Genomic DNA, 21,731 nt, shown 5'->3' with positions numbered 1-21,731 from the left:
GGGAAAACCCATGTCTACCTACCACCGAGATCCGTCGCCGTATCCAATTGCTGCGCGCGTGCCCGCGAGCGGCCCTGACGCCCCAGTCGCATATGTGCTTGGCGTGCAATGGATGAATCCCCTGATGTGGAAGGACTACCCGACCCACTGGAATTTGCTGTGGGCGCAGGGACTGGCGCACCGCAATCCGTCCGATACGGACAGCCCGCATCTGAAGCTCGGTGATGCGCCGGGGCTGCTTGTCCGCGGCGTCAACCCAGTCTGGAAGAACGACAATCCCAACCCGGTCTACTGGAAAGCGCTTAACGCCTTGATCCGTGAGCCGCTCTATCCACTGGGCTACCACACCGCGGCCAACGCGAACTACTTCTATTCGATCCGAAACGGCACGCGACGGCCGGATTTTGCCGACATCCGAGTGTTCGCCGGCATGCCGCAGACATGGATCAATACACCCACCTATATCAAGGAGTCCAATCGATACATGAATGGCCGGGACCGATTGGCAGAGCAGATCGATTGGGGAATGCCGGCACCGTCGATTCTGGCAGAGAACGAAGAGCATGCCGATGAGCGTATGGCGGACTATTTTGTGAAGAACTATGCCGGTTATGACGGTCAGCCCAGAAGGGGGCTCCCTTATGACTCGGACATGGTAATCGGCCTGCCAACCTTCACGCTTAACGCAGCGCGCCGGCTGTTCTTTATGGAAATCTATAGCGCGGCCGAGGCGATGAGCCTGAAGATCTTCCCCGAACCAAAGCTGGCCAATGTCACGGTGATGGCGGGCGAGGAAGCCGTGGGCTTCTATGACCTGCAGGCGGCGATTGCCTACCTGAACGCCAACCCGAAGAAGACGGTGTGGGTGTACACCATGGACGCGCCCAACTACCCGAAAGGCGAGCAGACCAACGAAAATTCGGTGCTGCTGATCCTGGGACATCCCAGCGCGGATTGGGGCTATGCGCCGCTGGCGGCGCTGTACACCCCGCAGCAGCACGAGGGCGGCATCGGAGCGAAGTCAGCTACCCCTGGTGGCGCGTGGCAGGGCCTGCTGCAAGCCGTGCAAGCGCAAGTGCCGCAGGAGCATCCGGTCGACCGCGTCTACCACGACATGGACCGGCGCGCGCCCAATGTGACCACAGTGCTTGCGCCCCTGCGTGCGGCGGTGCACCAGCAGTGGCCGGACCTGGACCAGTTGAAAGACTTCCGCAGCGTCTCGGAACATATGGTGGGCCCGGCGCGCGCGGCCAGCGCGGGGCTGAACATTGCCTATGCGGTGGCGTATGCGGACCAGACCGGGCATAGCGCAGTCGTGACCAGCGTGGCGGAACCCAACGATGCGTGGACGGTGCTGGTGGCGCCACCGCCAGGCTGGACCAAGCGCGAACCTCCCAAGGAATGGCCGCGGGCGCGGGGCAGGACAACTGCCTACTACCCGTGGTTCGGCAAGCAGACGGATGGGCGTTGAGGGGATGAAAGAACCATGGCCACTCGCATGAACAAGGTAGCCGTACGGCGCGCGATTGCTGTCATGGTGGGCGCCACCGTCGCGGCGCTCCTGTCGGCCTGTTCATCGGGAAAGCCCATGTCCAACTATCACCGAGATCCGTCGCCGTATCCACTTGCTGCGCGCACACTCGCGAGCGGCCCCAACGCGCCGGCAGCGTATGTACTTGGGGTGCAGTGGATGAATCCGCTGATGTGGAAGGACTACCCGACCCATTGGAACCTGTTGTGGGCGCAGGGAATGGCGGACCGCAACCCCTCTGATACGGACAGCCCGCATCTGAAGCTCGGTGACGCGCCGGGATTGCTCGTCCGCGGGGTCAACCCGGTCTGGAAGAATGACAATCCCAATCCGGTCTATTGGAAAGCCCTTGATGCCCTGATCCGTGAGCCGCTCTATCCACTGGGCTACCACACGGCGGTCAACGCGAATTACTTCTACTCGATCCGGAACGGCACGCGACGGCCGGACTTTGCCGACATCCGAGTATTTGCCGGGATGTCGCAGGCGTGGATCAATACACCGACCTATATCAAGGAGTCGAATCGGTATCTGAACGGCCTAGACGAACTCGCTCAACATATCCGGCTTGGCATGCCGGCCCCCTCAATACTGGCGGAGAATGAGGAGCACGCCGAGGCGCGCATGTATGACCTCTTCGTGAAGATTTACGACGACAGGGGCAGTCCGGTACGGGGGCTGTCCCATGATAGCGACATGGTGATTGGCCTGCCCACCTTCACGCTTAACGCAGCGCGCCGGCTGTTCTTTATGGAAATCTATAGCGCGGCCGAGGCGATGAGCCTGAAGATCTTCCCCGAACCAAAGCTGGCCAATGTCACGGTGATGGCGGGCGAGGAAGCCGTGGGCTTCTATGACCTGCAGGCGGCGATTGCCTACCTGAACGCCAACCCGAAGAAGACGGTGTGGGTGTACACCATGGACGCGCCCAACTACCCGAAAGGCGAGCAGACCAACGAAAATTCGGTGCTGCTGATCCTGGGACATCCCAGCGCGGACTGGGGCTATGCGCCGCTGGCGGCGCTGTACACCCCGCAACAGCACGAGGGCGGCGTCGGAGCGAAGGCAGCTACCCCTGGTGGCGCGTGGCAGGGCCTGCTGCAAGCCGTGCAAGCGCAAGTGCCGCAGGAGCATCCGGTCGACCGCGTCTACCACGACATGGACCGGCGCGCGCCCAATGTGACCACAGTGCTTGCGCCCCTGCGTGCGGCGGTGCACCAGCAGTGGCCGGACCTGGACCAGTTGAAAGACTTCCGCAGCGTCTCGGAACATATGGTGGGCCCGGCCCGCGCGGCCAGCGCGGGGCTGAACATTGCCTATGCGGTCGCGTATGCGGACCAGACCGGGCATAGCGCAGTCGTGACCAGCGTGGTGGATCCCAACGATGCGTGGACGGTGCTGGTGGCGCCACCGCCAGGCTGGACCAAGCGCGAACCTCCCAAGGAATGGCCGCGGGCTCGGGGCAGGACAACTGCCTACTACCCGTGGTTCGGCAAGCAGACGGATGGGCGTTGAGGGGATGAGAACAATGGTCAATTGGATGAACACGCTTTGCCACCAACGAGGATTTCGTCGGGGCGCTCCTGCTGGCCCGCTCATCGGAAGAGTTGCACCGGCCCATTGCAGTATGTACGCCATTTACCTGGGAGCAGATATATCAATGGCAGATTCCATTGTTGTCGTTGGCGATGGTCACACGCATGGCGGCGTCGTGCTGGCAGGCTCGCCCAACCGCAAGATCAACGGTCGCCCTATCGCACGTCAGGGGGATGCAGTCAGTTGTCCCTTGCATGGGATAAGCCGCATTTCGCAGGTAAGAGGCCTGTACAAGGTCGATGGCGTGCCAGGTGCGGTCAGCGGTGATATGACGGATTGCGGCGCGGTACTGATTGGCTCGGTGTCGGCGCGGGTGGGCTCATGACTCGCAAGGCTCTCTTGATACGGCACAGGATGGCGAGAAGCGTGTCGCTGCTTGGCCTATTCGCAGCATCGGTCCTCGGCTCGGCCTGCTCCACAGCACCGGCCCAGCGCGAGCAGATGAAGCTGGATCTGGCTGTATCCGCCAAAGATACCGTCAACCCTGACGACAAGGGCAGGCCCTCTCCGGTCCTGGTTCGGGTCTACGAACTCAAGACCGACAGCGCGTTTGAGAATGCGGACTACTACTCGCTGGAGAAGTCGGACAAGACGCTGCTGACGCAGGATCTGCTGGCACGAGACGAGTTCATCCTCCGGCCCGGCGAGTCGCGCGACATCGAGCGCAAGCTCAATCCGGACACGCAAGCCATCGGCATTCTGGTCGGGTACAGGGAGCTTGGCAAAGCCACCTGGAGATCTGTCTACAAACTGCCACCGGCGCCGGACGCTGCGTGGTACCGCATGGCAATTCCGGCACGCAAGGTCAAGCTGCAAGTCTCGTTGGACCAGCAGACCATCACAATTTCCAAACCTGATTGAATCCATGAGCTGGTACAACAAGGTCGTCTGGAGCGAGGGACTGTTCCTGCGCCCGCAACTCTTTCAGCAGCAGGAGCGCTATCTGGAACACTACGCGCACAAGCGTAGCGCCGCGCTCAGCCCGTTCTTCTGGGGCTTTCACCATTTCTCGATCGATGCTGAAGCGCTCTCGCTGGGTAAGCTGGTGGTCTCCAGTGCCGCTGGAATCTTCCAGGACGGTACGCCCTTTGACGCTCCGGCACATACGGCAGTGCCGGCGCCGCTTGCGCTTCAGGCCGAGCACCTGAATCAGATCATCTGTCTGGCGGTGCCGATCCGCACGCCAAATGCGGAAGAAACGAATTTCGATGATGCCACGGATTCCCTGGCGCGATACCGTGCCTTTGAGCAGGAATTGCTGGATGCGAATTCGATCGCACAGGGACCAAAACTGGTGCAGTTGGCAGACTTGCGTCTTCGGCTTTTGCCGGAGAAGGAACTCTCCGAGTCCTGGCTTGGCCTGCCGTTGACAAGAGTGACGGAAATCCGCGCCGATGGCAGTGCCAGACTGGATGCAGCGCTGATTCCGCCGGTCAATGTCTACACGGCCAGTGCATTGCTTCAAACATGGCTTACCGAAATCCACGGCCTCCTGCATCTCAGGGCCGATGCGATGGCCGAGCGCCTGTCTGCTGCCACTATGCGGGGCGGGGATGCTGCCGAAGTATCGGAATACCTGATCCTCCAATTGCTGAACCGGTACGAGCCGATTCTGACCCACCTGCTGAAGGCCAAGGCCGCGTCGCCAGAGGTGTTGTACCTGCACCTGGCGGCATTGTCGGGGGAACTGTCGACGTTCGTGCGCACCCAGACCCGTCGGCCGGCTGAGCATGCGGCTTATCGGCACGATGCTCCGCATCTTTGCCTGAAGCCATTGGTTGACGACCTGCGCTTCCTGCTCAATGTGGTGCTGGAACGCGCTGCGCAGCGGATTGAAATCACGGAGCAGTCACATGGGATCCGAACGGCGGTGCTCGATCCGGGCGAGATCGGCCGTTTCGCGACCTTTGTGCTGGCGGTGACCGCGCAGGTTCCGGCGGATCTGTTGCAGCAGCAGTTTCCGGCCCAGACCAAGGTGGGGCCGTCTGCGCGGTTGGCGGAACTGGTTCGGTCCCATCTTCCTGGAATTCCGCTGCAGTCATTGCCGGTGCCGCCACGGCAGATCCCGTTCAATGCTGGCCATGTCTACTTTGAACTGTCCCAGCAGCACCCGCTCTGGGACCAGGTGGCGCAGTACGGTGGGCTGGCGCTGCACGTAGCGGGGACCTTTCCTGAGTTGCGTATGGAACTGTGGGGAGTGCGGCAATGAGCAAGCCACTTGTGTCGAGTGATCCCCAATTGGACTCGCAAGCAGCACAGCCTGCCAAGGCAGGAGATCGCGCGAGCCCACGCGCCGCAGCGGAGGCGAGCAGCCAGAACGACGCGCGCAAGTCCGTTGAGCAGCGGGTGGAAGAGATCAGCCGCAAGGCCAATCCCTTGCTTGCGGCAGCGCGGCCGCTGTTGCGCGCACTGGCCGACATGCCGACATCGCTGCGACAGGATCAGGCGGCTGCACTGAAGGGAATTCTGGTGGGGGAAGCGAAAGATTTTCAGGCAGTCTGCGAGCGCGCCAATATTCGGCGCGAGCACGTTCTGGCTGCACAGTATTGTCTGTGCACGGCGCTGGATGAGGCTGCCAATGGCATGCCATGGGGGCGCCATACCTGGGCGAACAACAGCTTGCTGATCCAGCTGCATGGCGAAAACGATGGCGGCGAGAAGGTGTTCCAGTTGTTGGGGCGGCTGGCGAGCTCCGCCGCAGAGCACATGGACGTGATCGAGGTGATCTATCACATCTTGTCACTCGGCTTCCTTGGCCGCTATGCTGGCCACGCCGATGGCGATCGCCAGCTCGACGCCATTCGGCAGCGGTTGTTGCACCTGATCAGCGCGGCACGCGAAAGCGTGCCGCGCGACCTGTCGCCACACTGGCGCGGCGCGGACGCCGGGCGCCTCAGCCTGCTTCGCACAGTGCCGGTGTGGGTCACGGCGTCGGTGCTGGCACTGGCGGTCTTTGGCCAGTTCGCCTGGTACAAGTACCAACTCTTGTTCCGCACCCACGATCTCGAACAGCAAATCCTCGCCATCGGCAAGGCAACACCGCCGGAGCCGCCCAAGGCGCTGCGCCTCGCCGAGTTGCTCAAGGATGAGATTGCGCGTGGGGTTATCAGCGTACAGGAGGATGCGACCCGCAGTGCCGTCACGTTCCGCGGGGATGACATGTTCGGCGGTGGCCGCGCCGAGGTCAGCGACAAGGTCCTGCCGTTGCTGGACAAGGTTGCCGGAGAAATCAACAAGGTATCCGGCAAGGTGACCGTGGTCGGCCACAGCGACAACGTTCCCATCAAGACGGCGAAGTACCCGTCAAACCAGGTGCTGTCGGAAGAGCGTGCTGCGACCGTGACAGAGTACCTGGCCAGCAAGGGCGTCGCAAAGAATCGGCTCGAAGCGATTGGCAAGGGCGATTCGGAGCCGCTTACCGACAACAAGACGCCAGCCGCCCGGGCAAGGAATCGCCGGGTCGAAATCGTTGTAACGCCGTAATCGGGGTCAGGCATGGAATTTCTGAAACGTATCGGCGCTGTGCTGTTCTCCCGGCAGACGCTCGCGCTCATTGCCGTGCTCATGGTCGCGGCAGCTATCTGGTTCATCGGGCCGCTGCTCGGGTTCAGTAGCATGCATCCGCTGGCGGGCATCGGCGCGCGCGTCACGCTCATGGTGCTGTTGCTGGCAACGACGCTGTTCTGGTTGCTTGGCTGGCCGGTCTCCACGACAGGCCTCGCCGCGCTGTGTCTGCTGATCTGGCATGCGGGGCCGTTGCTTGCGATTGGCGCCAGCCATCCGCTGGAGCCGAGCTCAGTCCGCATTCTGCTGATCGCGGCGATTGTGCTCGTGTTCGTCGGCTATGTGTTGTACCTGCTTTGGCAGCGCGCACGCACGGACAAGACTTTTGTCGAGAGCCTGCTGAACTTTGGCGGGAAGCGCGAGGAGGTTGTGGCCAAGGATGAAATCGCCAGGCTGAACACGGCGGTTCAGACTGCCCTGCGACAACTCAAGGGCATGCGTAGCGGCAGCCGGGTCGGTCGCCTGTTCGAAGGCCGCCGCTACCTCTATGAACTGCCCTGGTACATGATGGTTGGCGTGCCGGGGGCCGGCAAGACGACGGCGTTGCTGAACGCCGGACTGCAATTCCCTATCGCGGGTCAGATGAGTGCGGCGGCTCGCGCACGGGATGGCACCGAGCAGGCAGATTGGTGGTTCACCAATGAGGCGGTTCTGATCGACACGGCAGGCCGCTATACGGCGCAGGAAGCGGGTTCGGCGATCGACCCGGCAGAATGGAAGGGATTCCTCGGCCTGCTGCGAAAATATCGCGCCCGCGCCCCGATCAACGGCGCGCTGGTGACGATCAGCGTGGAGGACCTGCTTTGGCACTCCAAAGAGGAGCGGGTGATCGAAGCGGCCAGGATTCGGGCGCGCCTGGCCGAACTGCGCGAGGAACTGGGCATCCAGTTTCCTGTCTACGTGCTGGTGACCAAGGTCGATCAGCTTGCCGGCTTCACGGACTATTGCCAGTACCTGACCAGCGAAGGCCGTGCCCAGCCTTTGGGGTTCACCTTTCCGGTTGCGGGAAAGCGGCGGCGGGGACAGCCAGCAATCGATGTTGTTGCGCAGTGCCGTGAGGAGATGTGGGCGCTGGTGGAGCGGCTGGAAGCCGGGCAGGTCGGACGGCTGTATGAGGAGTTCGATCTGGCCCGACGCCGGGCGCTCTACGCGCTGAGCGACGAGTTCGCGAGCGTGACGGAGCCGCTTGTCGCGATGCTGGAGCAGGTATTCCTTGACTCGCGCTATGACGACACCGAGCGGAATTCCATGTTGCGCGGCGTGTATTTCACCAGTGCGGCGCAAACCGGGGAAGCGATCGTCGCGGATGCGAGCACCGTGATCCGGCGGGTGCGTGGCAACGGGAAGTCTGGCGCCCAGGACGCCGCCGTCGCGGAAAAGTCAACCGGCAACCGCAGCTACTTCCTGCAGGACGTCTTCAAGCGCATCATCGTGCCCGAGGCGCACCTGGTGAAGCCGAACCTGCGCTGGGAGTTCCGCTTCCGCCTGTTGCGCCTGTTTGGCCATGCGCTGGTGCTGGTCATTTCCCTGTGGCTAGCCGGAGCGCTCTATACGAGCTTTGGCGACAATCGCAGCTATCTGGCGGTGGTGCAGGAGAAAGCCAAGGCGCTGGCCGCCACGGTAACGGCGTTTTACAAGAAGCCGCAGCCTGATGCGATGCCGGAGGTGTTGGGAGCGGCCCGCGACCTGCCTGCCTACGCCGGCCTGGATCTGGTCAATCCTTCTGCTGATTGGCGCTATGGCCTGTACAGCGTGGTGCCGGTGCTGGGCGCCGCGACCTTGACCCATACCAGGTTGCAGGACAACCTGCTGGTGCCGTACCTGGTGCGCCGGGTCGAAGCGGTGCTGTCAACGGCGGTCAGTCAGCGCGACGCCAAGCAGGCCTACGACACGCTGCGGGTCTACCTGATGCTGCATGACAAGGACAAGTTCAACGCATCCGACGTGCGTAGCTGGGTGCGCAGCGACTGGGCGACGGGCAACGGGGCGGATGCCTTTGGTGGCCGCGTGGCGGTGCTGGAGCATCTGGACAGCCTGCTCGATGGCAGCCGGCCGGTCTTGTCGCCCTACGCAAAGAACGAGGCACTGATCCGCTCGGCGCGCGATTTCCTGGACAGCGATACCTCGGTCGAACGCCTGTATGACCGCGCCAAGGCGGCCATGATGGAAGAGGCACCGCAGGATTTCACGCTGGTGCGCGCGGTCGGTCCCCAGGCCGGCACGGTCTTTACCCGGGCCAGCGGCGAGCCGCTGGAGCGCGGTATTCCGGGGCTTTTTACCTATGCCGGCTACCACGACCTGTTCAATGTCCGTTTGCCGGAGTTTGTCGCCAGGGCGCAGGCGGTCGACATTTGGGTGATGGGGCGTGGAACAGGGCCTGGCGCTCAAAAAAAAACGGCTGACAATGCCGTCGGCCGGCTCACGGGCAATGATCCGCTCACGCGCGAGATCCGGCGCCTTTACCTGAGCGAATATGCCCGGAACTGGGAGAAGTTTCTGGGTGACATCCGGACCGTGACGGGAAGCAACCTGGCCTTTGACCTGGAGATCCTGCGCAACTTTGCCGCGCCGGATTCACCGCTTGCCCGGCTGGGCAGGGCCGCGGTGCAAGAAACGACGCTCAGCCGCACGCTCGAGCCCGAGGAAAAGTCCCTTGCGGAGAAGGCGTTGTCAGCGCTGGACAAGAAGGCCGACAAAGCCAGCGCACTGAGCGTGCGTGCCGAGGCCCGTCAGGAACGCGAGCTGGTCGATAACCGCTTCGCCGCGCTGCGCGAAGTGGTTACCGGCCAGGCCGACGCGGCGGCGCCAGGCGCGCGGGACACCGCCGGCAAGCCGCAACTGGATACGATTGCCGGCATCGTCAATGCTTACTACACCAGTCTGGTAGTGGCCAATAACGCGCTGAGCACCCGGAACCTGCCGCCGCCCGCGGATGCAGGCGAGCAGTTGCGCATGGAGGCGGCGAAGCTGCCGGCGCCCTTCAAGGCGGTGCTGACCGACCTGGTCGTGCAGGGCGCCAGGGACGTCAACAAGGGTGTTGGCGATATCCTGATTGCGCAGATGGACGCCGTCATCGGCGAGAGCTGCCGCGGCGCCATCGACGGCAAGTATCCGTTCACGCCGACGTCGATGCAGGACGTGGACCCGGAAGACTTTGCACGCGTCTTCGCCGCGGGCGGAGTGTTGGACGACTTTTTCCAGAAGGTGTTGGCGCCGCACGTGGATACCACCATCTCGCCTTGGCGCTACAAGCTGACCGCCCCCGACGTGCCGCCCGTGGCTGGCCCGAGTCTGGTGCCGTTCCAGCGCGCCAGGGAAATCCGGGAAGTGTTCTTCCGGGATCCGGGAGCGAAGAAGATGGCCTGGAAGGTCGACCTGAAGGTGGTGGAACTCGATCCCGAAATCGTCGAGCTGAACATGGACTTCGACGGACAGAGCCAGCGTTACGTGCACGGTCCGGTCATCCCGCTCAAGGTGACCTGGCCGGGACCGCGGGGCGGGCAAGGGGCCGAGATCACTGCCAGCCCCCGGATTCGTCCGGATACCTCGACGCTGGCCGCCAACGGCCCGTGGGCCCTGATGCGGGTGATTGCCAAGGGCAGGCTCGCCGGCTCCGCTAGCGCCAGCCACTTCATGGCCGAATATGACTTCGACGGCCGCAGGGCGAAGCTCGATATCAATACCGGCAGCCTCGCCAACCCCTGGACCACCGGGCTGCTGCAGGGCTTCCAGTGTCCCGGGAGATCCGGGTGATCACGGCGCCGTCGATTTTCGGCAAGCTGCCAGCGCTGGGAGACTTTGTTCGCCACAATGCGCCGCTGGACCAGGTGCAGGCGTGGCGGAGCTGGTTCGATCATCGGGACGACGAACTCCTGGCGAGGGCGGCGTCGCATTCCGCGGGCGGCGGCGTCCGGCATTGGCTGCACCTGACCCCGCCCAGTCTCTCGGTTCAGTCCCGCTTGCGCCCGTCTGGACCATGCCTCTTCATCCTGCGGCCGTGCGGCCTGCAGTTTCCCAGCGAAAGCAGCTACCTGCTCGGTGTCTTGGCTGCATCGCATGACCGGGTTGGGCGCCGCTATCCGCTGGTGGTCTGGCAGGCCGCGAGCGCGCAATGGGCCGGTCATATCCTTGCCGCGCCCGCACAGTGGCTTACCGATTTGGTGCAAATCGTGCACGGCCACACACACACGGCGGACCGCACCGGCCTGGCCGCGGCGGTCGATGCCCTCTGGGCCCGCCATCGGCCAGGCTGGCGTGAGCGTGCCCAGCGTTCGCTCAGGCGGCTGGCCCATCCCGGCCTGGCGCTTCAGGCGACGGCGTTATCGGGCCAAAGTCAACGCGAGACGACTGGCCCCCGGGCCTATTGCGCGATGGCAGCCTTGGCAGCGTTTGGCAGTCCGCTGCCCACTGCGCTATCGAGATTGACGGCGTTGCTTCCATTCGCCGAATCGTGGCCGGACTCTGATCCTTCCTCCAGGGGGGAATTTTCTGCCAGCGCCATTACCGACGGCTTACCTCAGCCTCAACGGCTCCAGCAATGCCCCGTCATACTCTCCTCGCGAGATCCGTCCAAGCTCCAGCATCCGCTGCAGGATATAAACCTGCCGCTGCCGCGCCCGCCTCGGATTCGCCACCGGATTATTAGCCGACGGCGCCTTGGGGAGCCCGGCAAGCATCGCACACTCAGCCAGCGTCAACTGATCCAGCCGCTTGCCAAAGTAAGTCCGCGCCGCATCGGCAAAGCCGTACGCCCCCTGGCCCAGGTAGATCTTGTTCATGTACAACTCCAGGATCTCGTCCTTGGTCAGCGCCTTTTCAATCCGGTATGAAAGCAGCACCTCGTACAGCTTGCGGGTATAGGTCTTGTCCCGCGACAGGTAGAAATTGCGTGCCACCTGCATGGTGATGGTCGATGCCCCCTGCGACAGCTCGTCCGACAGGTTGGCAACGCCGGCACGGACGACGCCGATGTAGTCGATGCCGTCATGCACGTAGAAGCGCTCATCCTCGATCGCCACCACGGCGCCGGTCAGCTCGCGCGGGATCTTGCCGATGGGCACGTAGTCGGGCGTATGGCGGAAGGCGGTGAGGGCGTCGAGCGACGGCAGCTGCCGGTTGGCGGCCAGGATGGCGATGGCAGCCAGCAGCGCGCCGCCGATCACGGCGAGCACCAGCAGCTTGATGAAGGCGGACCAGAGTCTTTTCATGGCACGTATTGTGCCAGCCGTGTGCGGCAGGGTGCGAGTCCCGCCGCAGGCGGAACCTTCAGGCCGTGGGGACGGCCACGTTGAGCGACTGCGCCAGGCGCTCAAGATTGCGCCAGATGGCCGGGTTGATGTTTAGCGTGTCGCTGGCCTGCGCCCGGTTGGCGGCCTCGTACTCGCCGGGGTACTGCACGCGGTCGACGCCCGGCGCCGGCGGTGTGTCGTGCAGGTAGCGCACGAACGCCTCGACCTCGGCGCTCTGCCAGTCCAGGCCCAGGTCCAGCGCGGGATTGAGCAGCACCGCGAACAGGTTGTTGGTGGCCACGCCGCCGCGCGGATTGTCTGGCTGGATGGTACCGCCGCCGGACAGCACGCCCGCCAGCAGCTCGGCCACAACGCCCAGTGCGTAGCCCTTGTGGCCGCCAAAGGGCAGCAGCGCGCCGGGGTGTTCGCCGAACATGGTTGACGCGTCGGTGGTGGGGTTGCCGTCGGCGCCGATGATGCTGCCTTCGGGCGCCGGCTCGCCTTTCTCGGCCAGCACACGGGCCTTGTTGATGGCAATCGCGCTGGTGGCGATGTCCACCACCAGAGGCGGCCGCCCGTTGGGCATCGGGCCGGCGAAACACAGCGGGTTGGTGGTGAGCCGCGCCACGCGGCCGCCGAACGGCGCCACCACCGGCGCGCGGTTGATCACGTTGGTGAAGCTCAGCAGCACAAAGCCGGCGGCGGCCGCCATCTCGCCGTAGTGGCCCATGCGGCCGAGATGGTGCGAGCGGCGCAGAGTGACGATGCAGTGGCCATGCTGGCGCACGCGCTCGATCGCTGCTTGCATCACGGACTTGCCCACGTGCTGGCCGAAGCCGCCGTCGCCGTCGAACACCATCAGCGTGCCCTGGTCCAGCACGCATTTGGCGCGGCCTTGCGGGTTGACGCTGTGGCCGTCGAGGGCGGTGCGGTAGTTGGGCAGGATCGACAGGCCGTGGCTGATATAGCCGCAGCGGTCGGATTCGACCAGGTGCTCGGCCACGTCGTCAGCGATGTCGGCGGGCACCTGCTGCGCGGCGAGGATGTCGCGGGCAAGCTGGCGGGCGCTGGTGAGGGAGATCTTCATGGTTCGTACCTCCTCAGACCCAGCCCAGCCAGCGCCAGTAGGTGGCTGCGAACAGCAGCATCATGGCGTAGCCGATGATCGTCACGGGGATGCCGATGCGCGCGAACTGGCGGCCGTTGAAGGTTTCCGTGCCCAGGCACACCATGTTCTGCGGCGCGTTGATCGGCAGGATAAAGCCGAAGCTGACGGTAAAGCCCAGCAGCATGGTCATGCCCACGCGGTTGATGTCGCCGGGCAGTGTCTGCAGCACCGCGATCAGGATCGGCAGCAGTGCCGCGGTCAGCGCGGTGGCGCTGGCAAAGCCCAGGTGGATCAGGATCAGGAAGGCCGACAGGATCGCAAACACCAGCAGCGCGCCGTGCGCCGCCAGTCCGGAATGCGTGACCACGAACTGCCCCAGCCACTGGCCGGCGTTGGTGGACAGCAGCGCCGTGCCCAGGCTGATGCCGACGCCGAACACGATCAGCGTGCCCCACGGCGTGCGTTGCTGCATGGTCTTCCAGTCCATCACGCCGATGCGCGGCATCATCAGGATCACCAGGCCGACGAAGGTCACGGTGGCGGTATCGAAGCTGTGCAGCTTGCCTTCGGTGGCCCAGAACAGCAGCAGGCCCAGCGATACCGCGGCCAGCCGCTTCTGCGGCGCGCTCATGGGGCCGAGGGCCGACAGCTCGCGCTGCACGGCTTCCTTGCCGCCGGGGATGGCGTCGGTTTCGGCGGGCAGCAGCAAGCGCACCAGGAAATACAGCACCACCGACATTGCGATGGCCCATGGCGCGCCCGCGATCAGCCATTGCAGCCAGGTGATGCGCTCGCCCAGCAGCTTGTCCATGAAGCCCACCGTCAGCAGGTTCTGCGCCGCGGCGGTCTGGATGCCGACGTTCCAGATGCTGGTGGCCTGCGCCACCGTGATCATGATGCCGGCGGCGATGTTGGACTTCTTGTCGACGCCGAACGCTGCAATCACGCCCATCATGATCGGCACCACGCAGGCACTGCGCGCGGTGGCGCTGGGCACCACCAGGCTCAGCGCGATGGTGACGGCGATCGTGCCGATCAGGATGCGGCGCGTGCTGGTGCCAATGGCAGACAGCGTCACCAGCGCGATGCGCCGGTCCAGCCCGGTCACGGTCATCGCCGCGGAGATGAACAGCGCCGCGGCGACCAGTGCCAGCGCGGTGTTGGAGAACCCCGCCAGCGCCATGCCGAGCGCCTTCGAGGTGCCGTACTGCACCGAGGGGTCGTTGACGGTCGGCGCAAAGCCGATCAGCCCCGCCATCAGCGAGGTGATCATGATGGCGCTGGTCTCATATGACACCGCCTCGGTGATCCACACCACGATGGCGAAGGCGAGGATCGCCAGCATGCGCTGGCCGGCGACGGTCAGCCCCTCGGGCTGCGGGATCGCCAGCACCACCAGCAGCGCAGCAACGGCGGCGAACAGGCCCCAGTGCAGCGTGAGTTTCGGCGCCGGCACGACAGCCTGTGCAGCCGCGGCGGAAGGGGCGGAAGGGGCGGAAGGGGCGGAAGGGGGGGAGGCGGAAGTATCTGTCATTGCCGGCATCCTTTTGGTTGGTGATCCTGCTCGGTACCCGGGTGCACCTGGCTCGGACGGCTCTCGGCAGACAGTGCGGCGCGCCGGCGCTGGCACAGCGCGGCCGGCAGGACAGGCAGGTGTCGGTCGCGAGACGGCATCCGTGTGCGGTGTGCCCGGAGCGGCCTCGCTGCTGGCGTGGCCGCCGCGTTCGACATGATAGGAATTTTCCGACCGGCAGCCGGCCCTGTCGAGGGCGATTCCAAGCTATTTCCGCCCGCCATGAGCAAGATCAAGTCCACGTGTGATCAATGGATACCCGCGCCGCCGCAGGCGTCATACCAGTGAGAAGCTCGCCACATAAGGTCTGGCGGCGGTGTGTGCGCAAGCGCGCCACCATGGCCCCGGCCGGGTGATGCATGAGCGGGAGTGATCTGAAATAATTGGAGCCGACCATGAAGGTTTTAGTACGTGGACTGAAAGCAGGCCTGGACGCGGCGGCACTGCGCGAGGCGCTGGCGCGGTATGCGAAGATCCGTTCGGTGGAACTGGTGGAAGCGGGCGACCCGAAGCACCCGTGGGCGTGGGTCGATATCGATGCCAGTGCGCTGACGGTGTGGAAGCTGGTGGCGCGGCTGGACCGGCGCTATATCGCCGGCTGCCACCTGCGCTGGCATGTGCCGGCGTACCGCGCGCGCTGAAGCGCCGGCACAGCATCGGCCTGCATCGCAAGGACAATCAGGAAAGAACAATGATCAAGTGGCTTCAACGCGCAGGATGCCTGTCCGCCCATGCCGTCGTGCCGCAGGCTCCGGCCGCGGCCAGCGTGCAGGGCCGGCATGACCTGGCATTCGACACCATCAGCAATGCGCGCGACCTGGGCGGCCTGGCCGGCGCGGGCGGACGCCGCGTGCGCCAGGGGCGCCTGTACCGCAGCGGCAACCCCGCGCTGGCCAGCGCGGCGGACCTGGAGCGGCTGCAGACGCTCGGGCTCGACATGGTGGTGGATTTCCGTTCGCCCGGCGAGAAGTCGCCTGAAGAGGCCGCCTTCGGCCAGCGCTTCCACTGGGTGGCGGCGCCGGTGCTGGAGGGCAGCATGGCGATGGATGTGCTGATGCCGCGCCTGCGCGCCAGCACGCCGGCACAGATGGATGCCTTCATGCTGGAGGTCTACGGCGACTTCCCGGTGCGCTACCGCGAGGCCTTTGCCGGCTTCATGCGTACCGCGCAAGGCGGCAAGACGCTGCTGTTCCACTGCACCGCCGGCAAGGACCGCACCGGCTTTGCCGCACTGCTGTTGCTGGCGGCGCTGGGCGTGGCGCAGGACGATATCCTGGCCAACTACCTGGAGTCGAACCAGCGCAATGCGCAGTTCAACCAGACTGCGCTGGCGCGCATGGCCGGGCTTGGCGTGGCCCCCGCGGTGATGACGCCGCTGCTGGAAGTCCGCGCCAGCTATCTCGATGCGTCGATGCGGGCCATCGACGCGGGCTGGGGCAGCGTCGACAACTACCTGCGCGACGCGCTCGAAGTGGACGTCGCGCAGCTGCGCGGGCACTACCTGGCAGGCTGACTCAGAGCTGCCCGCATTCGCGCAGGATGCGGGCGGTGTTCAGCGCAATCATCCCTTCTTCATCGGTCGGCAGCACCAGCACCGGCACGCGGCTGTCGTCGCGGCTGACGCGCTGGCTGTTCTCGCCGTTGGCGCCACCGTCGAGCGCGATGCCGAACAGCCCCGCCAGGTGTTCGCAGATGCGTGCGCGCACCGGCGGCGAGTTGGCGCCGATGCCCGCGGTGAACACCAGCGCGTCAAGGTCGCCCAGCGTGGTGGCGAGCTTGCCGATCTCCTGCGCGGCGCGGTAGGCGTAGAAGTCCAGCGCCAGCCGCGCGCGCGGCGCATCGCTGGCCAGCAGCGCGCGCATGTCGCTGCTCACGCCTGACAGTCCCTTCAGCCCGGATTCCTGGTACAGCATCGTCTGGATCTCGGCCGGCTTCATGCCCTGCTGCGCCAGCCACAGCAGCGCGCCGGGATCGACCGAGCCGCAGCGCGTGCCCATGGGCAGGCCGTCGAGCGCGGTCAGGCCCATGGTGCTTTCCACGCTGCGGCCGTCGCGCATGGCGCACAGGCTGGCGCCGTTGCCCAGGTGGGCCACGATCACGCGGCCCTCGGCCAGGTCGGGCGCGACCTGGCGCAGCCGGCGCGCGATGTACTCGTACGACAGCCCGTGGAAGCCATAGCGCCGGATGCCGCGCTCGTAGTACGCGTAGGGCAGCGCCATCAGCTGCGCCAGCACGTCGTGGCCGGCATGGAAGGCGGTGTCGAAGCAGGCCACCTGCAGCAGGTCCGGCACAGCCTCGCGCACCGCGCGGATTGCAGTCAGGTTGTGCGGCTGGTGCAGCGGTGCCAGCGGCACCAGCGCTTCCAGCTTTGCGATCACCTCGTCGTCGATGCGCACGGCCTGCGCATAGTCGGCACCGCCATGCACCACGCGATGGCCGATCGCCACCGGCGGGTTGTCGCGCAGGCCCACGCTCAGTACCAGCCGCACCAGGCGGAAGGCGGCGTCGTGGTCGGCCACCTGGGCCTGCGGGAAGGTCTCGTCGGCGACCACGCGCCCGTCGACCATGCGCGCGGTCAGGCGCGGCGCCACGCCGATGCCCTCGATCTGGCCGTGCGCGCTCAGCACCGGGTTGATGTCGGCATTGCCATGCGCGGCGTCGGGCACGGCGTAGACCGAGACCTTGACGCTGGATGAGCCGGCGTTGACAACGAGGATGACGGGATGCACGGCGGGGTGGATGGCGGGCACGCTGGATGGACTCCCAAGTGGTTGCGCAAGGGCTGCACGGGCATGGCTCAGACCTGCGCCGCGGCTGCGGCGCTGCGGCGCGCATGGGCCAGCAGCACGGCAATGGCGCAGCTGCCGATGCGCGCGCACACTGTCGGCCCGGCTGGTGAGGATGATGGGAACGCGCGCGCCCAGCACGATGCCGGCGGCTTCGGCGCCGGCCAGGAAGGTCAGCTGCTTGGCCAGCATATTGCCCGCTTCCCTTGCGACAGGCGCCGCCCGGTGCGCAGCCCGCCGGCCGCGCGCGGGTGCGCGATTGCTGCGGTGCGCAAAGTGCCCTGCGCCAGTATAGGCGACGATTCTTTCCAGTCGATGACCGCGCGGCGCGCTAACAGTGTGGCATTGCGCGCAACCAGTCTCTGGGTTGCACCGCAGGGCAGCGGCTGGTACGCTTGGTTTTGTTGCAAAGCAACATGCGTCACTTCGGCCGCGCCGCCAAGCGCGCGGATACGCCGGACGGGGCGCCAACCAGGGGAGTGGAATGACCGCACGCGAACGCGCCGACCTGCCGCGGGACAGCAGCGCCACCTCGACCGCTACCAGTCTGTCCGCGCACGCCAACCCGTTCGCGGCACTGGCACAGCCGGCGCTGGAATACGCCCTGGACGCCTGGCAGCGCACCGTGCTGCTGCTCGACATCCTGCGCCAGCGCGGCAACGAGTCCGCCGAGCATGAGCTTGAGGGCATGCCGCCCGTGCTGGTGTTCGAGCACGAACTGCTGGCCGATGGCCGCCAGCTGCCTGAACCCGCCAACTACGCGCTGCTGCGCATCGTGCCGCCGGCGGACAGCCCGACCGATCCCGCCCTGCGCCCCTTCGTGGTGATCGACCCGCGCGCAGGCCACGGCCCGGGCATCGGCGGTTTCAAGGCCGACAGCGAGATCGGCATCGCGCTGCGCACCGGTCATCCGTGCTATTTCATCACCTTCTTCTACGAGCCCTGCCCGGGCCAGACCATCGAATCGGTGGCGCGCGCCGAGGCTGCCTTCCTGCAGATCGTTGGCGAGCGCCACCCGGATGCACCGGGCAAGCCCTTCATCATCGGCAACTGCCAGGCCGGCTGGGCGCTGATGATGCTGGCCGCGGTGGCGCCGGAGCGCACCGGCCCGTTGCTGCTGGCCGGCGCGCCGCTGGCGTACTGGTCCGGCGTGCGCGGGCGCAACCCGATGCGCTACAGCGGCGGCCTGCTGGGCGGTTCGTGGCTGGCCTCGCTGATTGCTGACCTGGGCAATGGCCGCTTCGACGGCGCCTGGCTGGTGGAGAACTTCGAACAGCTCAATCCCGCCAATACACTGTGGGAGAAGCTCTACGACGTCTATGCGAAGGCCGACACCGAAGGCCCGCGCTTCCTCGACTTCGAGCGCTGGTGGGGTGGCCACTTCCTGATGAACCGCGCCGAGATCGACTGGATCGTGCAGAAGCTGTTCGTCGGCAACCGGCTCACCGCGGGCGAGGTGCGCAGCACCGACGGCAAGACCGTGGTGGACCTGCGCAACGTGCGCTCGCCGGTGATCATCTTTGCCTCCTGGGGGGACAACATTACGCCGCCGCAGCAGGCGCTGAACTGGATCCCGGACCTGTACGCGAGCGATGAGGAACTGGTCGCCAACGACCAGGTGATCGTCTACTGCCTGCACCCGACCGTGGGCCACCTCGGCATTTTTGTCTCCGCGGGCGTGGCCAACCGCGAGCACAGCGAACTGTTCTGCGCACTGGACCTGATCGACGTGCTGCCGCCGGGCCTGTACGAGGCGAAGATCGAAGACGTCGCGCCCGACCTGCGGCACCGCGACCTGGTCGAAGGGCGCTACCTGATGCGCTTCGAGCGCCGCGGCATTGCCGACATCCTGGCGCTGGACGACGGCCGCGACGACGAGCGCGCCTTCGAGGTGGTGCGGCGCGTGGCCGAGGTCAACCAGCATATCTACGACACCTTCGCCTCGCCGTGGGTACGCGCCATGTCCAACGAATTGAGCGCGCAGTGGCTGCGCGCGCTGCGTCCCGCGCGGCTGGAGCGCGAGCTGGCGACCGACGTGAACCCATGGATGGCGTGGATCGGCGCGCTGGCGCCGCTGGTGCGCGAGCATCGCGCGCCGGTATCGGCGGACAATCCGCTGCTGACGCTGGAGCACGCGGCCTCGGCGCAGATCGTCAGCGCGCTCGACCAGTTCCGCGACCTGCGCGATGCCTGGTACGAGCGGGCCTTCGAGGCGATCTACGCTTCGCCGGCGATGGCGGCGCTGGTGGGGCTGCGCGCGCCGGCGCCGGTCAACCTGGAGTCGCCCGTGACTGTGGCGCTGCGCAAGGAGCTGGCCGCGCGCCGGCTGCATGATGCCGAGGCGGCGATCGGGCAGGGTGGCACGCTGGAGGCCTTTGTGCGCGTGCTGGCCTACGTTGCCGATCGCCCCAGCGCCATCGAGGAGCGGCCGTTCAACCTGCTGCGTCGCATCGCGCGCGAACAGCAGCAAGCCACCGGGCAATCCGGCGGCCAGGCCGACCTGGCCGCGTTCAAGACCGCGGTGCGCCAGCAGAGCTTTATCGTCAGGCTGGATCCGCAGCGCGCGATCCGGGCGCTGCCGGCACTGGTGCCGGACCGCGAGACCCGCCGCAAGCTGATGGTGGCGGCGCATCGCGTGATGACGGTCGGCGGCCCGCTGTCAGGCGAGCGGCTGGGGCGCTATCGCGAAGTCGCCGAAGTGATGGGGACGGGTCATCCGCGCGAGGTTGCCGACTCAGCCAAGGGGGATGAGGCCGCGCACCAGGACTGAGTGCGCCGGACCGATCCGCAATTCGGATTACCATAGCCGCGTCTCGGACTCCATTGCGGTGCCGGCCACCGGCACCCGACATCCATGCTTGAACTTCAGGGAGCCATCTGGTTCCGCTCCGGCTCGCAAGACTGGGGCGGCAAGGACCGCATCGCGCTGCTCGCCGCCATCGGCGAACACGGCTCGATCACCGCAGCCGCGCGCGCGGTCGGCATCAGCTACAAGGCCGCGTGGGACGCCATCGATGCCATGAACAACAGCGCGGGCGAGCCGCTGGTGGTGCGCGCCGCCGGTGGCAAGGGCGGCGGCGGCACGCACCTGACCGCGCGCGGCGAGCAACTGATCCGCACCTATCGTGCGCTGGAAGGCGAACACCAGCGCTTTGTCGCACAGCTGTCGCTCTTGGGCGAGGGGGCGGCCGACGATATCCACCTGATGAGGCGAATGATGATCAAGACCAGTGCACGCAACAAGCTGTTCGGGCGCGTGGCCAGCGTGCGCGGCGGCGCGGTCAATGACGAGGTCGTGCTGGAACTGCCCGGCGGGCAGCAGATCGTTGCCACCATCACGCATGAAAGCGTCGAGACGCTGGCCCTGGCCGAGGGCGCGGAGGCGTTTGCGCTGATCAAGGCATCTTCGGTGCTGGTGGGGCTGCCCGATCCGGGGATGCGGCTGTCGGCGCGCAACCAGCTGCCGGGCGTGGTGTCGCGCGTGATGCCGGGTGCGGTGAATGCCGAGGTGGTGATCGAACTCGACGGCGGCGGTACGGTTGCGGCGATCGTGACCAATGGCAGTGTGGAAGCGCTGGGGCTGCAGGTGGGGGTGGCTGCGCTGGCGGTGTTCAAGGCGTCAAGCGTGATCCTGGGTGTAGTGGCGTGAGGTAGTCCTGCGGCAGGAATGGGAAGATGGGCGGGCATGGCGGCTGCCCCCGGCGTGCAATAATAGCCACCCAAAAAAACAGCCGTTCCACATCCAATGCACGCCGCCCTGGCCGGCTTCTCCCTCGGTCTTTCCCTGATTCTTGCCATCGGTTCCCAGAATGCTTTCGTGCTGCGACAAGGGTTGCGGCGCGAGCATGTGTTCTGGGTCTGCCTGGTGTGCGCGCTTTCCGATGCGCTGCTGATCCTGCTGGGCGTTTCCGGCTTTGCCGTGATGATCCGCGAGCTGCCCTGGCTGGGTGCGGCGATGCGCTACGGCGGCGCGGCTTTCCTGATCTGGTATGGCGCGCGCAGCTTCCTGGCCGCGTGGCGCTCGAACGCGGTGCTGGATCCCAGCGACGCCGCGCCGCGGCCGCTTGGGGCCGCGCTGGCGGTGTGCCTGGCGTTCACCTGGCTCAATCCACATGTGTATCTCGATACGGTGATGCTGATCGGTTCGGTGTCGACGCAGTTCGCAGGGAACGCGCGCGAGTTCGCCGCGGGTGCCATGACCGCGTCGTTCCTGTTCTTCTTTTCGCTGGGCTATGGCGCGGCGCTGCTGCGGCCGGTGTTTGCGCGGTCGCGTGCGTGGCAGGTGCTGGAAGTGGTGATCGGCATCACCATGTGGGTGATTGCCGCGCGGCTGCTGCTGGGCTGA

At 65.8% G+C, this 21,731-nt stretch carries 16 protein-coding genes and 2 pseudogenes; 13 read left to right on the top strand and 5 right to left on the bottom strand.

The window, feature by feature from the left end; genetic code table 11:
* The first annotated feature begins 10 nt into the window (after positions 1-10).
* The 8 genes and pseudogenes from I6H87_RS03750 to I6H87_RS34850 form a co-directional block, all read left to right on the top strand.
* On the top strand, positions 11-1,471 hold the full coding sequence (locus tag I6H87_RS03750) for a hypothetical protein (protein ID WP_011614635.1): 1,461 nt from the start codon (positions 11-13) through the stop codon (positions 1,469-1,471).
* Between the two features lie 15 nt (positions 1,472-1,486).
* Positions 1,487-3,046, top strand: a complete 1,560-nt coding sequence (locus I6H87_RS03745) for a hypothetical protein (RefSeq protein ID WP_041687171.1) — start codon at positions 1,487-1,489, stop codon at positions 3,044-3,046.
* Positions 3,047-3,191: 145 nt separating this feature from the next.
* The gene (locus I6H87_RS03740; protein WP_010811517.1) at positions 3,192-3,452 is read left to right on the top strand and encodes a PAAR domain-containing protein; all 261 of its coding nucleotides are present in this window, start codon (positions 3,192-3,194) and stop codon (positions 3,450-3,452) included.
* Positions 3,453-3,481: 29 nt separating this feature from the next.
* Entirely contained in the window at positions 3,482-3,988 is a 507-nt protein-coding gene (gene tssJ, locus I6H87_RS03735; protein WP_011614637.1) for a type VI secretion system lipoprotein TssJ, read from the top strand.
* A gap of 4 nt (positions 3,989-3,992) precedes the next feature.
* The gene (gene tssK, locus I6H87_RS03730) at positions 3,993-5,336 is read left to right on the top strand and encodes a type VI secretion system baseplate subunit TssK (protein WP_010811519.1); all 1,344 of its coding nucleotides are present in this window, start codon (positions 3,993-3,995) and stop codon (positions 5,334-5,336) included.
* The gene (tssL, locus tag I6H87_RS03725) at positions 5,333-6,610 is read left to right on the top strand and encodes a type VI secretion system protein TssL, long form (protein WP_011614638.1); all 1,278 of its coding nucleotides are present in this window, start codon (positions 5,333-5,335) and stop codon (positions 6,608-6,610) included. Before tssK ends, tssL begins: the two co-directional genes overlap by 4 nt.
* 12 nt (positions 6,611-6,622) lie before the next feature.
* Positions 6,623-10,444 (top strand): type VI secretion system membrane subunit TssM, encoded by a 3,822-nt coding sequence (gene tssM / locus I6H87_RS03720; protein ID WP_011614639.1) that lies wholly within the window; start codon positions 6,623-6,625, stop codon positions 10,442-10,444.
* Positions 10,423-10,809 (top strand): annotated as a pseudogene (locus I6H87_RS34850) (TagF domain-containing protein); the annotation flags it as partial. The gene tssM and the pseudogene I6H87_RS34850, both read left to right, overlap by 22 nt.
* Positions 10,810-11,202: 393 nt before the next feature.
* Here the strand turns inward: I6H87_RS34850 and I6H87_RS03715 are convergent.
* From I6H87_RS03715 to I6H87_RS03705, 3 genes are read right to left on the bottom strand one after another with little or no spacing between them, the layout of a single operon-like run.
* Positions 11,203-11,898, bottom strand: coding sequence for a transglycosylase domain-containing protein (locus tag I6H87_RS03715; protein ID WP_010811523.1), 696 nt, complete (start codon positions 11,896-11,898; stop codon positions 11,203-11,205).
* A gap of 58 nt (positions 11,899-11,956) precedes the next feature.
* Positions 11,957-13,006, bottom strand: a complete 1,050-nt coding sequence (locus tag I6H87_RS03710) for an Ldh family oxidoreductase (RefSeq protein ID WP_011614641.1) — start codon at positions 13,004-13,006, stop codon at positions 11,957-11,959.
* A gap of 13 nt (positions 13,007-13,019) precedes the next feature.
* On the bottom strand, positions 13,020-14,561 hold the full coding sequence (locus I6H87_RS03705; RefSeq protein WP_011614642.1) for a DASS family sodium-coupled anion symporter: 1,542 nt from the start codon (positions 14,559-14,561) through the stop codon (positions 13,020-13,022).
* Positions 14,562-14,995: 434 nt separating this feature from the next.
* Here I6H87_RS03705 and I6H87_RS03700 point away from each other — a divergent pair, with 434 nt between their 5' ends.
* Together I6H87_RS03700 and I6H87_RS03695 are read left to right on the top strand one after the other, a co-directional pair.
* Positions 14,996-15,241 carry a hypothetical protein gene (locus I6H87_RS03700; RefSeq protein ID WP_010811526.1) on the top strand — a complete coding sequence of 82 codons (246 nt, stop codon included), beginning with the start codon at positions 14,996-14,998 and terminating at the stop codon, positions 15,239-15,241.
* Between the two features lie 50 nt (positions 15,242-15,291).
* Positions 15,292-16,113 (top strand): tyrosine-protein phosphatase, encoded by an 822-nt coding sequence (locus I6H87_RS03695; RefSeq protein ID WP_010811527.1) that lies wholly within the window; start codon positions 15,292-15,294, stop codon positions 16,111-16,113.
* A 1-nt stretch (position 16,114) separates the two neighbouring features.
* Here the strand turns inward: I6H87_RS03695 and I6H87_RS03690 are convergent, their stop codons facing one another.
* Positions 16,115-17,350 carry an acetate/propionate family kinase gene (locus tag I6H87_RS03690; RefSeq protein ID WP_041687633.1) on the bottom strand — a complete coding sequence of 412 codons (1,236 nt, stop codon included), beginning with the start codon at positions 17,348-17,350 and terminating at the stop codon, positions 16,115-16,117.
* Positions 17,351-17,397: 47 nt separating this feature from the next.
* Positions 17,398-17,590 (bottom strand): annotated as a pseudogene (locus tag I6H87_RS03685) (phosphate acetyltransferase); the annotation flags it as partial.
* Between the two features lie 280 nt (positions 17,591-17,870).
* Between I6H87_RS03685 and I6H87_RS03680 the strand changes: the two are divergent.
* From I6H87_RS03680 to I6H87_RS03670, 3 genes are all read left to right on the top strand, one after another.
* Positions 17,871-20,156 carry a DUF3141 domain-containing protein gene (locus tag I6H87_RS03680; RefSeq protein ID WP_011614644.1) on the top strand — a complete coding sequence of 762 codons (2,286 nt, stop codon included), beginning with the start codon at positions 17,871-17,873 and terminating at the stop codon, positions 20,154-20,156.
* 84 nt (positions 20,157-20,240) lie between these two features.
* Positions 20,241-21,035, top strand: coding sequence for a TOBE domain-containing protein (locus tag I6H87_RS03675; protein WP_010811530.1), 795 nt, complete (start codon positions 20,241-20,243; stop codon positions 21,033-21,035).
* A 96-nt stretch (positions 21,036-21,131) separates the two neighbouring features.
* Entirely contained in the window at positions 21,132-21,731 is a 600-nt protein-coding gene (locus I6H87_RS03670; RefSeq protein WP_062804604.1) for a LysE/ArgO family amino acid transporter, read from the top strand.

Source organism: Cupriavidus necator (assembly GCF_016127575.1).
GTDB lineage: Bacteria > Pseudomonadota > Gammaproteobacteria > Burkholderiales > Burkholderiaceae > Cupriavidus > Cupriavidus necator_D.
This window is presented reverse-complemented; position numbering and strand designations above follow the sequence as displayed.